14 protein-coding genes are annotated in these 12,778 nt (G+C 31.6%); all 14 read left to right on the forward strand.

Features of this window, described 5'->3' with window-relative positions:
* The first annotated feature begins 195 nt into the window (after window positions 1–195).
* The 14 genes from DK441_RS09870 to DK441_RS09935 all read left to right on the forward strand — a co-directional run bounded on the left by DK441_RS09870 (window position 196) and on the right by DK441_RS09935 (window position 12,365).
* Window positions 196–1,197, forward strand: a complete 1,002-nt coding sequence (locus tag DK441_RS09870; RefSeq protein WP_109098566.1) for a DUF5700 domain-containing putative Zn-dependent protease — start codon at window positions 196–198, stop codon at window positions 1,195–1,197.
* Between the two features lie 76 nt (window positions 1,198–1,273).
* On the forward strand, window positions 1,274–1,891 hold the full coding sequence (locus DK441_RS09875; protein WP_109098567.1) for a hypothetical protein: 618 nt from the start codon (window positions 1,274–1,276) through the stop codon (window positions 1,889–1,891).
* Window positions 1,892–1,970: 79 nt separating this feature from the next.
* On the forward strand, window positions 1,971–2,540 hold the full coding sequence (locus DK441_RS09880) for a trans-aconitate 2-methyltransferase (RefSeq protein WP_109098568.1): 570 nt from the start codon (window positions 1,971–1,973) through the stop codon (window positions 2,538–2,540).
* A gap of 154 nt (window positions 2,541–2,694) precedes the next feature.
* A complete protein-coding gene (locus DK441_RS09885) occupies window positions 2,695–3,309 on the forward strand; it encodes a hypothetical protein (RefSeq protein ID WP_200822838.1) in 615 nt (204 codons plus the stop codon).
* Between the two features lie 51 nt (window positions 3,310–3,360).
* The gene (locus DK441_RS09890; protein WP_109098570.1) at window positions 3,361–3,753 is read left to right on the forward strand and encodes a hypothetical protein; all 393 of its coding nucleotides are present in this window, start codon (window positions 3,361–3,363) and stop codon (window positions 3,751–3,753) included.
* A gap of 217 nt (window positions 3,754–3,970) precedes the next feature.
* Window positions 3,971–4,858, forward strand: coding sequence for an alpha/beta hydrolase (locus tag DK441_RS09895; RefSeq protein WP_109098571.1), 888 nt, complete (start codon window positions 3,971–3,973; stop codon window positions 4,856–4,858).
* Window positions 4,859–5,252: 394 nt separating this feature from the next.
* Window positions 5,253–5,822: an outer membrane beta-barrel protein gene (locus DK441_RS09900; RefSeq protein WP_109098572.1), complete on the forward strand. Its 570-nt coding sequence runs from the start codon at window positions 5,253–5,255 to the stop codon at window positions 5,820–5,822.
* Between the two features lie 267 nt (window positions 5,823–6,089).
* On the forward strand, window positions 6,090–7,028 hold the full coding sequence (locus DK441_RS09905) for a PD40 domain-containing protein (protein WP_109098573.1): 939 nt from the start codon (window positions 6,090–6,092) through the stop codon (window positions 7,026–7,028).
* Between the two features lie 82 nt (window positions 7,029–7,110).
* Entirely contained in the window at window positions 7,111–7,653 is a 543-nt protein-coding gene (locus DK441_RS09910) for an HD domain-containing protein (RefSeq protein ID WP_109098574.1), read from the forward strand.
* A gap of 136 nt (window positions 7,654–7,789) precedes the next feature.
* Window positions 7,790–8,227, forward strand: coding sequence for a hypothetical protein (locus tag DK441_RS09915; RefSeq protein ID WP_109098575.1), 438 nt, complete (start codon window positions 7,790–7,792; stop codon window positions 8,225–8,227).
* 83 nt (window positions 8,228–8,310) lie between these two features.
* Window positions 8,311–9,456, forward strand: coding sequence for an AraC family transcriptional regulator (locus tag DK441_RS09920; RefSeq protein ID WP_109098576.1), 1,146 nt, complete (start codon window positions 8,311–8,313; stop codon window positions 9,454–9,456).
* Window positions 9,457–9,612: 156 nt separating this feature from the next.
* The gene (locus tag DK441_RS09925) at window positions 9,613–10,692 is read left to right on the forward strand and encodes a serine hydrolase (protein WP_160112031.1); all 1,080 of its coding nucleotides are present in this window, start codon (window positions 9,613–9,615) and stop codon (window positions 10,690–10,692) included.
* Window positions 10,693–10,907: 215 nt separating this feature from the next.
* Window positions 10,908–11,753 carry a helix-turn-helix domain-containing protein gene (locus tag DK441_RS09930; protein ID WP_109098578.1) on the forward strand — a complete coding sequence of 282 codons (846 nt, stop codon included), beginning with the start codon at window positions 10,908–10,910 and terminating at the stop codon, window positions 11,751–11,753.
* Between the two features lie 123 nt (window positions 11,754–11,876).
* Window positions 11,877–12,365, forward strand: a complete 489-nt coding sequence (locus DK441_RS09935; protein ID WP_109098579.1) for a DUF2938 domain-containing protein — start codon at window positions 11,877–11,879, stop codon at window positions 12,363–12,365.
* The last annotated feature ends 413 nt before the right edge of the window (window positions 12,366–12,778 follow it).

The raw sequence follows: 12,778 nt of genomic DNA on the forward strand, positions 1-12,778 counted from the left end.
CCGCCCTACGTTTCTTATACAAAACGTTAGTAATAATTTATAATAGGATTTCTGTATTCAAGCTCTCAAAAAATAAGAAACAAATAACTTTCTAAGAACGTGAACTCTATCTAATTCATCAAAAAAGATTCACAAGGATTGTGTAACATAAATAAGTTTTTAAACTCTGATATTTAGAATCAATCAATCAATCAAATGAAAAACTTAAGTATTTACTTCCTTACTCTTATTTCAATTTTATTAATAAGTTGTAACTCAAACTCGAAAAAAGAAACTACTTCAGATGATAAAGAAGTAATAAAGGACTCTTCAATCGGTAAAGTTAAAGACACCAGAGTTATAAAGGTTAAATTAGGCGTTAACTCTAATCAGATATCTAATGAATGGAAAAATGTATTAGCAAGCAGGAAGAATGCTGCTATACTTGACTCTCTATCAAATGTGATTAAGCAAATAACAGAAGAAGAACAAGATTGGATCAACTTAATTGAATCCAAAGCAACTAAATGGAATACTTTTAGAGACTCACTAAAAGTACCTTTTCAGAATATCAAACTTAAAGACACCATTTCTATCCTTTTAGGATATCAAGGAGGTGATGATGCTTTTACCTATAAAAATAAAACTGTTTGTCTCGATGTAAATGCATTACACAGAGAATACGGATCTGCAAAAAAACCTGCTAATGACAATCGAATTGACCGTATATTTGCACACGAATTTACACATTTACTTCATAAACAATGGGCAAAGGAAAACAACTTAAAACTCGATACATTTAAAGATCAGATTTTGTGGGAATGCGTAATGGAAGGTTTTGGGATGTATCGTTCGATGTCTACTAAATGGTTTCCTGTAGGAGATTCTTTATCCATGACATCAAAAAATACTTTTAAAAATTTATATCCAATATTTACTGAAAAAATCATTAAAGTATCTACACAGTCAAACCTTACAAGGGAAGAAGAAAACAATTTGCACGCAAACCTATCTAGAGGTCCTATGAAAAAAAAATGGGGCGCTATGCCAGTTGCGGTATGGCTCGCATTAGAGGCAAAAGGGAATGATGAGAATCTGGTGAAATGGGTGAACAAAGGACCAGATGCCATAATTCTATTAGCTAAAAAATATTTAACAGGAGAAAGTAAAACTAGGTTTGAAAAGGCTTTTCCAGATAATCAGGACACAAACGATTAGCTATAACTATATAATGAGTGATGTACTCAATAACTTAAGATAACAAACGTTTTCAACTTAAATCGTTACAAAACAAATGAGTTGGTTTATACGTAAGCAAAAATTAGTACTTATAATCTTAGTATTCTGTTTATTCAATCTAAATGCTCAAGAAAAGAGTAATATAACTTTTCGGATAGAACCTGGGATTCTCCTATTTTCAGAATCCGGAAATTTAGAATTATTACTTAATGTTGAACCCAAAATTAAAATTTCAGAAAATAAGGTTATCGGATTAAGATTCGGGGTTGCATTAAATTCTCAAAAATTTGAAAATAATGATAGTGGTCAATTTAATATTGATGATCAATCTGATAATGCTGTCATTTCGTTTGTACCAACTTTCGATTATTACTTAAATGAAAATAATTATCGTCCTTATGTAGGTATAGGCGTAGGATATTATTTGTTGAGCTATATCGATGTTTCCCCAGTTGGCTCTGCAGATGTATTAGAAGGAAGTGTTAATAACCAGATAGGTTTTCTATTAAGAGGAGGGCTTGAATTAGGTAAGACAAGACTTGGATTAGAATATAACCTCATCCCGAAAGCAGATATTGAACTGCCGAGTGGCCAAATCATAGGAACAGTAGATAGTGGCTATTTAGGACTGTCTATTGGATTTACAATTGGAGGTAGGAAAAACCAGAATTAATTACGAATTTGGTTATTTTAAACCGATTAAACTGCAACAACACTTATCTTTAATGTATTGTAGTATATAGAAAATAAAAATGAAAGAAGAATATTATAAAACTAAAGATTCTGTTGAAGAATATATCAGATTAGCAAAAGAGGTGAATGGAGGTGAGCTGATTGAAAAACTTAAAGAGTTCTTACCCTCGGATTCTACTCTACTTGAAATTGGAACAGGGCCAGGAACTGATTGGAATATCCTTAATAAAGATTACAAGGTTATTGGCTCAGATAATTCTAATGAATTCCTAAAACACCTTATTTCAAGCTATCCTTCGGGTAGATTTCTTGATTTAGACGCTGTTACGTTAAATACAGATGAAAACTATAATGGAATATACTCTAATAAAGTAATGCATCACTTGAAAGATAGTGAGCTTAAAAATTCAATTAAGAGGCAGCATGATATTTTGAAATCAGGTGGGATTATTTGTCATTCATTTTGGAAAGGAGAAGGTTCAGAAATTTTCAAAGGCCTTTTTGTAAACTATCATACAGAAAAATCATTAAGAGACTTTTTTGAGGATTATTTTGAAATACTCTTGATAATGAATTATACAGAATTTGAGGAAGCAGATTCCCTTTTATTAATTGGAAAGAAAAAATAGGAGATGGAAACAAAACCTAAGCTGCCGTTTGCACATATCGCCTCGTATATTGGGATCACACTAAGAAACATTAAGCAGAATACGAAAGCATAAAAACCGAATTTGATATAAATCAAATGATACGTTATAATTTAGATTGACCTTTGTGAAAAAAATGATGAAACGAATTCATTATATCTCGGGGGTTATAATTACAATTTTTATAAGCTTTCACTTGTTTAACCATAGTTATAGTCTTTTTGGGGTAGAGGAGCACATCCGATTAATGGATAAATTTCGTTGGGTTTATAGAAATGTTTTTGCCGAAACTCTTTTATTGATAGCAGTGTTCATTCAGATTTTTTCTGGGATACGACTATTTTTAAGAAGGAGAAAAAATACCACTGGGTTTTTCGAAAAATTACAAGTATGGAGCGGATTATACCTGGCTATTTTCTTTGTATTTCACCTTGGTGCAGTATTCGCAGGTAGATTTTTTTTAGATTTAGATACCAATATTTATTTTGGAGTAGCAGGGTTGAATACTTTTCCGATAAATCTATTTTTCATACCCTATTATGGGCTTGCTATACTTTCGTTTTTTGGTCACATTTCGGCTATTCATTACATCAAAATGAAAAGCAATGTATTGGGGATTACTCCTAAAAGACAATCTGTTTTAATACTTGTACTTGGTGTAGTGGTAACGCTGGTACTATTTTATGGATTAACAAATGGATATAGAGGAATTGAAATACCAAAAGAATATCATATTTTGATAGGAAAATAAAGAACGAACACATAATACCGAAGTTAAGATGAGTTCACTAATAATTAAGTAATGAATACATATTTGTGTATAGCAGGAATCCTGTGTTTTCTCTTAGGAATTGTTCATTCCATTCTTGGAGAATATTTGATTTTTAATAGCAAAAGGAATAAAGGAAGCTTGGTTCCGTCAAAAAAAAGCGAAGCATTAAAAGAAAGACATTTAAGGATATTATGGGCAACCTGGCATTTGGCTTCAGTATTTGGCTGGTGTATTGGGGCGATATTGATCAAAATTTCGATAGAATACAATGAGCTGAAATCAACTAGTATTGATTTTATAATACAGTCCATCATATACACCATGTTTTTGGCATCTCTTTTGGTTTTAGTAGGTACTAAAGGAAAACACCCGGGATGGGTAGTTCTTTTACTAATCGGGATACTATTAGTAATTGGAAACTAATCAAAAACAGCGGAATATTATAGTATGCTAGATTGTATGATATGGATTTAATTAAGACTTTATAGGATCGTTTTGGTATTTTTAAAAACGGTTATTAATATGTGTGCAAGATTACATAATAAGTATATGTGTACTAGTACACATATATCATTGTTACCAAACATTTTGAAATATTAAACAATGAGAAATTAACACATTTATAATAAGGAAAGAAAACATGAAAACAACGCAATTATTAATATTGACATGTGTTTTATCACTCAACATCGTTTTTGCTCAAGAAAATAATATAAACGATGGGATACAAACGGTAGAAAAGTCTTATTTAGAATTACCCCGGATACAGGTAATCCCAATAAAGGATACTAAAAATGACAGGCAATATGAACTTTATATTAAGCTACCAGAGGGATATTCAGAAAACGGTGACATCAAATATCCCGTGCTTTATTTTACTGATGCCCTGAAGCACATCGAAATATTATCAGGCTCCGCTGAACACGTGGTGGAAAACACTATTTTGGTTGGCATTTCCTGGCAAAAAGATCTAAAAGGAAAATTAGGTGCATTAGGAGAACATGCAAGTAGATTTCGAGATTACTCAATAATGAAATCAAGTAATCCAGAACATCAAGCTAAATATCAACGTGGACAGGCCAGTAATCATCTGGATTTCATTCGTAACGATGTTATTAAGTATGTTGAAAACAACTATCAAACTGACCCCGATAACCGCAGCTATTTTGGGTATTCCATGGGCGCAAAATTTGGAGCATACATATTATTTGTACAACCAGACACTTTTAAAAACTACATTCTTGGTAGCCCGGGAGCTTTATTAGACGGATCATACATTTATGAACATGAGCCTATTACCGCCTTGAATCAAAAAGAGTTAAATGCTAATGTTTTTGTGTCAATTGGCGCATTAGAAAAAGAAAGTATGCTTGGACATGCTAAAGGTCTTGTTTCCATATTGAAAAGCAAAAATTATACAAATGTATCATCAAAGCTTGTGGTGATTGAATCTGCTAACCATGGTGGAGCTTTTCCCATGTCAGCAGTTCGTGGTATGTATTGGTTATCAGACTTGACAAAAGAATAGCGTATCAAAGCATGAACCGAATCTAAAACACAGTATGTTTTATTTTGGTTATTCTGGCATTTGGCTTCAGTATTTGGCTGGTGTATCGGGGCGATATTGATCAAAATTTCAGTAGAATACAATGAGCTAAAATCAACTAGTATTGATTTTATAATACTGTCCATCGTATATATCATGTTCCTGGCGTCTCTTTTGGTTTTAGTAGGCACTAAAGGAAAACACCTGGGATGGATAGTTCTTTTACTAATTGGAATACTATTAGTGATAGGGAACTGATCAAAAAAACAGGGCGTTCTGCAAAGAGATTGTAGGGATCAATACGCATAAAAATCAAAAAGTCAGGTAACATTTTGCTCTGCTATGACACGTATATTAAACGTTAATAGCATTCATTATGAAAAATACTCTGATTTTACTAATAATTATTTTAACTTCAAATCTAGCTACAGCGCAATTTGTTAAAAATGAGTCAATTAATGCTCAAATTGGATATGGATTGAGTTCACCGTATACTAGTGTTGATGAGATCGTTAATGATGGATTTTTTCTTCAAGGTGAATATATACTGAGTATCGCTTCTTGGGTTGAACTTAGGCCATACGCTGGTTTAATTTTGACAAACTCGAATGGAAAGGACCTTAATGACAATCCAACAGATGAAAAAGCTGAATCTAAAGCCTTTCTGATAGGAGGGAAAGTAAGGGTTAGAGCGCCAATTCCTTGGGTTGCACCATATGTTGAAATTGGAATAGGTGCATCTCTGGGAAAATTTGAAACATTTACAGCTTTTACTAATATAGATAAAAGAGGTTTTATCTACCATATACCTTTCTCTTTCGGATTAGAATTAGGGCGAAATAATAATGTAGATTTAGGTTTGACCTATTACATTCAACCAACTGTTGAACAGTATGCTGGAGCATTCGCACTCGGAATTTCTATACCCTTAAAAACAAATAAATAGCATGTTACAACAGAATATATAAAATATTAGTTTAGAATTATTAAGTAGCGAAATAGTATCATTAAGTCGCACAATGTATAAGGAATTCTTCCTGAATACGTATTGAAATCAAACATGAAAACAGCAGGTGTAATTAATCACTTGTTTTGTGTCTATCCAGAAAACTTTACGGATTTACCTTTGGTTCGTTTTCTTTTACTAATTTAGTCCTAACCTACGCAACCAACCATATACAAAGCCGTTAATAAATTATTTAAACCAGAAAATATGAATAGAAGGTATTATTTCTTATTAATGATCGCATTCGTTTTTGTCCTGCAAAATTGTAAACCAATTAGTTCGAATAACTCCTATATAGATGAAAAACTGCCAGGGATAACACCAGAATTATTCGCTTCATCCTTTGTGAATACAGATGCTATAGAAATTAATACAGTATTTAATGCTTCGTTTACCGAAATGTTTTTTACCAGAATTATTGATGGTAGTTTTATTATACATCATTCTGATTTTGTTAATGGCAAGTGGACTGCACCACAACCTATACAAATGTATACCAACCAGGAAAGTGAATCTGTTGCCATTGATCCATCAATAACACAAGATGGTAATACGATGTATTTCCTCGGCGTTAGTCCTGAAGATCGTTTGAAAAAAGGTAAGCCAGACATATATAGAAGTCAAAAAATTGAAGGGAAATGGCAAATCGCTTCAAAGGTTGGATATCCCGTATCAACAGAAAAGTATGTAGAATCGTATCCGGTAGTTGTTGCAGATGGAAGTATATATTTTACATCAAATCGCCCTGGTGGTCTTGGTAAAGGAGATATTTATAGGGCCCAATATCTAGGAGAAGGAAAATTCGATACCCCAGTGAATATTGGTTCTGAGGTGAATTCTGAAGAAGGCCAACGTGGCACCTATGTTTCTCCCGATGAAAGTTATTTGATTACCGGAAACACATATACAGATGAGAAAGGCTTTGCAATATCATTTAAAGAAAATAACAAATGGCAAACTCCGGTTCATTTTGATATTGGTGAGCCGCTAAAGAAAGATTGGATTTATTTCTGCCCATATATGTCACCAGATGGCAAGTATTTTTTCTTTTCAAAAAGATACAGTAACCCTCCAAAGAGCGGATGGAAAGGAGTAATCAAAGGAGAAGTGTATTGGGTAGATGTTAGTACTGTTTTTGAAGATTAAAGAAAATAAACATAAAATAAAGTAGTATGTGAAAACCTATTACTTTTCTTCATAGAACCATTACGTATATGATAAAACTACTATGACACAAGAACTATATCAAAAAGCAATCAAATTTGCTGGAGAAAAACATAGCAAACAAAGAGTCCCCGGGACAAATGCTAACTACCTGTTGCATATTTCAAATGTAGCTATGGAAGTGTTATTTGCGTATAATTTTGATCCTTCATTTGATATAGATTTTGCCATACAAACAGCAATCCTTCATGATACAATTGAAGATACAGATACAAATGTCGAAGAAATCAAACAAATATTTGGCGAACCTATTGCTATAGCCGTAAAAGCACTAACAAAAGATGAAGAGTTACCATCGAAAGAAGAAAAAATGATGGATAGCCTGATTCGTATAAATAAATTGCAAAAAGAAGTTGGCATTGTTAAAATAGCAGACCGAATCACAAACCTCCAAACTCCACCAGAACATTGGACTAAAAACAAAATAATTAAGTATTGTGAAGAAGCTAAACTAATTTCATCTCATCTTAATAATAAAAATGAGTATTTAAACAAGCGACTAGAATCAAAAATAGAAGAATATGAACGAATGTTTAAAACATCATAATCATAGATAGAAGATGAAGTTAATAGAAAAAGATTTCAAATAATGAACAATTAATCATATAAAAAAACAAGCTCTGGTTATGAACTTTAAATTTCTAAATATAATCCCTTTCCTTGTATTCGTACTTGCTTGCAATATGCAAAAAAATGAAATAGAGATTCAAAATAAGAAAGCAGCTTTATCTCAAAATGGGACAGAGCATGTGATTAATAAATGGTTAAAGTTGTGGGAGACTTATGACTTAAATCTGCTAGACGATATCTTTCTTCAAACCGAAGATCTTACCTATTTTTCATCAGAAAAGGAAGGTTTGATGATAGGATACAAACATCTAAAACCACATCACCTGGGATTTGGTTTTGTAGAAGGAGGAAAGCAACCTGAAAAATCACTCTGGTTAGAAGATATTACGACAAAAATTTATGGAGAAACTGCAATGGTAGCTGCGGTATGGTATTTTGGAGATAGAAATGCAGTAAAAGATAGTATTTCAAAAGGCCCCGTTACATTTATTCTTAGTAATGATAAACAGGGTAATGCGAAAATAATACATACTCATTTTGCAAATTATTAAAAAGACATTATTATTTTGGTTTAATCGTAAAATAACCCAATACTCGCTACATAATTAGAGATAATTTACAGCATTTTTAGTTTATGAATTTAGTAATTACTTTTTTTTTAACCACAGGAATTGTTATTAATGCTATTATACTTCTGTTATTGATAAAATCTAAAACCAAAGAATTACCACAGCAATTACTTCTCTTATTTTTTTCTATAACCCTATTTTACATTATTCACGGGTATGCACGAATTCATAAATTAAAATTCTTATTTCTAAGCACTTTTGTGTTCAATGAAATTATTGAATTTTTTACCGGACCTTTGATATTTGTTTATATAAAATCTCTATTTGAAAATAAAACAAAACTAATAAGGAAATACTACATTCATTTTATCCCTACAGTACTCTATCTACTATGCGTATCAATTCCTTTTTTGATCTCGATCATTAAGAAAGAGTTTGTGTTTAACTATTTAAAAGTGATCAATGATCATGGGGATCTATTTGGTATTTTGTTGATGTTGTATTTTATTTTCTACACATTGTATTCATTAAAACTATTTAATAGATATAAAGGAACCATGAAACTCAATTTTTCAAACATTTCTGAAAATGATTTTGGTTGGGTAAAACGAATGCTTATTGGTGTGCTTGTGATTTCTTGCCTTGATGTCATATTTACTTTGTATGAGTCTACTATTAGAGAATTAAATTTTGAAACCTCGTATTTAACATTAGTTTCGGTAATTATATTGATAGTATATTTAGGATATTATGGGGTTAAACAGTCAAAAATTTTACTCCCGGATTTCTTAATCAATACACCAGAGAAAAAAGATAGAGAGAGTAAAAAAAATGAGTACTTGTCTCGTATAAATGATGAAGAATTGAATATGCTGAAATTATCACTAGAACGTGTACTGTTTGTTGAGAAAAAGTATTTAGACGAAGATCTTACTTTAAGCATATTAGCAAATGCAATTTCAATTTCTGATAAAAAACTCTCAGCATTTTTAAATCAATATTTGAAGACTACATTTTATGACTATGTGAATAAGTATCGCGTAGCCTCTGTCAAAGAAAAAATAAAATCACCAGAGTATAACAATATCACACTTTTGGGTATTGCATACGAATCTGGCTTTAAATCTAAGACCAGCTTTAATCGAATATTTAAAAAAGAAACTGGTTTATCTCCTTCTCAATTCAAATCCTCACTTCAGGAAACATCTTAAAAATAGGTGCCAATAGAAGCATTGGGGCGTTTAGATCTTCATTTTCATATTTATTTGTGTCAAATCTCAACAGAATAATTACTCGATAGGGTGATATGTAATGTTTGAGTAGTATGTAATTTCAAAATGAATATATCAATCAAAAAAACAATAATTATGAAATCGTATTTTACTTTTATTTTGATTACTTTTTTAAGCATCCAGAGTTGTATATCTCAAGACAGAAAATTTACAGGCTATGCTACCGCTGTAGTTAATGGGGATGAGGTTTTAAAAATTGAAACATTTGGATTAGCTAATACAGAAAAAAAGAAGAAGTATTCAAAAAATACAATTCAACCAATAGGGTCGGTGAGTAAAACAGTTATTGGAGTTTCCTTAATGATCGCCAAAGAGAAAGGATTACTTGATTTGGATAAGGATATTAATGAATATCTGGATTTTAAAATTGTTAATCCGCATGTCGACGATTCGAACATTATTACATTGAGACATCTGGCAACTCATACCTCAGGAATCATAGATAATAAAAATATATATGAATCTGCATATGCCTATGAGTTTTCCCCAAAAATATCTTTAAAAACATACCTATATGAGCATCTTAATCATAATAGGAAGAGTGTAAAGAAAAGCTTCTCGAAAAAGAAAGCAGGAGTACAATATGAGTATTCAAATATTGGAGCAGCATTAGCGGCTTATATAATTGAAAAAGTTAGTGATAAACCTTTTAATGAATTTACCGAAGAACATATATTCAAACCACTAAACATGAATAATACAGCTTGGTTTTATAAGAATATAGACAGTACGCAACATAGTATACTATACGATGAAAAAGATCAGGCTATACGGCCTTATTCTTGTGTAACGTATCCCGATGGAAGCTTAAAAACAAACATAAAAGACTTATCTCTTTACTTAATCGAACTCATAAAAGGATATAACAAAAACAGTACATTGCTCACTAAAAAATCATGGGGTGAGTTATATGCTAAGAATTTTGATGAAAGGAAAAACGTTCAGAATATTAGCCCAAGAGAACCTAATACCGGACTTTTTATGGCGTATTTTAAATCTGGTAAAATAGGGCATACCGGTTCAGATCTAGGAGCATCTGCTTTTATGATGTTTGATCCCAAAACAAACGTTGGACAGATTCTAATGGCAAACGAAGATTTAACTTCAGATAATTTAGAAAGATTTAAGAAAATCTGGAATGAATTAGGTAAATAAACAGAACTACGTTTTTATCGGTTTAATTATCTTAGTGGTGCGAAAAAGTACTAGTGTACTTTTCTGATGCAAAGCTTTTGTGCAAGGGATAAGAAAGATTCGATGAAATTTAATTTAACATGAGATTTTCTTATCCCATGCATGAATATAGGCTTGTAATGAATGGTGTGATTTTTTTAAAAAACTAGTTGAATTTAAATCCTTAGAGTCGTATAATGCAAGACATTCCGGTAAGAAAAGGTAACGTGAACTCAGACGAATCTATTTTCGCAATTAAAAATGTTAAGAAGATGTTGAATGGAAAACGGATGATCCAAAATCTTCACAGGCATGATTTTTTCTTTTTACTTGCACTGGAGCAAGGGTCGGGTTTTCATGAAATAGATTTTATTTCTTATGATGTTTGTGCGTATTCTATATTTATTCTTCGCCCAGGTCAGGTACATCAGCTTACATTAAATAAGGAAAGCACTGGGTATTTACTTAATTTTAATGCCAATTCTTATGTCGCTCATGATAGGGTAAAGGTAGCATTGCTAAGAAAAATAAGTAGTTTGAACTGTTATCAATTTGATAGTAATAGTTTTAAAAGACCAGTGTCTGTTTTAGAAGCCATTTTTCAGGAATTTACAAATAAGGATGAGGGGTACCAGGAAGTAATTAATGCAAACCTAAGCATATTACTTACCGAACTTAGTCGAAAAATAGGAAAAGATCATAGAGGTAACGGTACACCATATTCACAAGAACGACTCGAAGAATTTTTAGAACTTCTAGAAACACATAGCATTACCTATAAACGAGCAGCTCAGTATGCTGAAATGATGAACCTTTCTTTATATCAGCTTAATGCCATCACTAAATCTACATTAGGTAAAACATGTTCAGAATTAATTAATGAACATATAATTTTAGAAGCTAAAAGATATCTTTTGGCGACGTCTAATCAAGTAAGCAGTATAGCTTATGATTTAGGATATGATGATGCATCTTATTTTATCAGGTTCTTTAAAAAACACATGGGGTGTTCACCCAAAGTGTTTAGACATAATTTTAGATAAGTCCTGGTAAACCAAAATTTTGTCCTACTCCAGCATCCTGTATGCGTACTAATTTTGTGTGTTAATATAATCTCTTATTACCTCTCTTTATCGTCTAATACTAATCAAGAAAACAGATATAAAATGAATTGGATATTAAAAACAATAATTATTGGTGTTGGTGCCACATTTGCAATGGATATTTGGTCATTTATATTAAGTTTGTTTAACATAAAATCACTTGATTATAGTCTTCTTGGTCGTTGGGTTGGTTATATACCCAAAGGAAAATACTTTCATGATAAAATCTTTAATTCCCCCTCATTAAAAAATGAATTGATAATAGGTTGGTTGTCACATTATATAATAGGAATATCATTTGCATTTTTATTGGTATTTGTTTGCAGTAAAAATTGGCTAACTAATCCAACTCTTCAACCTGCGATTTTAATAGGTCTTGTTACTATTGTCGCTCCTTTTTTTATTATGCAGCCTGCATTTGGGTTAGGAATTGCATTATCAGATATACCAAATCCAGCTACAGGTAGAATAAAAAGCTTGCTTGCGCATACCATTTTCGGGATAGGATTATACCTAAGCGCAATTCTATTAAATAGAATATCGACGATATAACCCTTTGTTCGTATTTAAAATGAACAATTAGATATTATGGTATTATACTTCTCTAGGGTAAAAAAAACATTTCTATGTTTAGATTGAGATACCTTGTATCTGGGGCTGTAGTACCATCTATGATTTTTATGTTTATGTAAGAGGTGTTATATCAGAGCATTAAAAAAAAGTTTCAAAATAGTTAAGAAAAGGTGTTGTTGGAAAGGAAAAGGTTTTTATATTTGCCCCCGCAAAACGGGATAATGTTTTGTGCGTTCATTGAGAGGTTTATTTTTGGTTTTATAGTTTAAGAAAAAGTTTTAAAAACTTTATTAAAAAGGTCTTGTCAGAATAAAAAAGGGTTGTATGTTTGCGCCCGTTCAAAACGGGATAATGTTTTGTTAAGTTCGTTGAGATTTGGTTTAATTTTTTAG

This window comes from Aquimarina sp. AU58, assembly GCF_900312745.1.
GTDB classification, from domain to species: Bacteria; Bacteroidota; Bacteroidia; order Flavobacteriales; family Flavobacteriaceae; genus Aquimarina; species Aquimarina spinulae.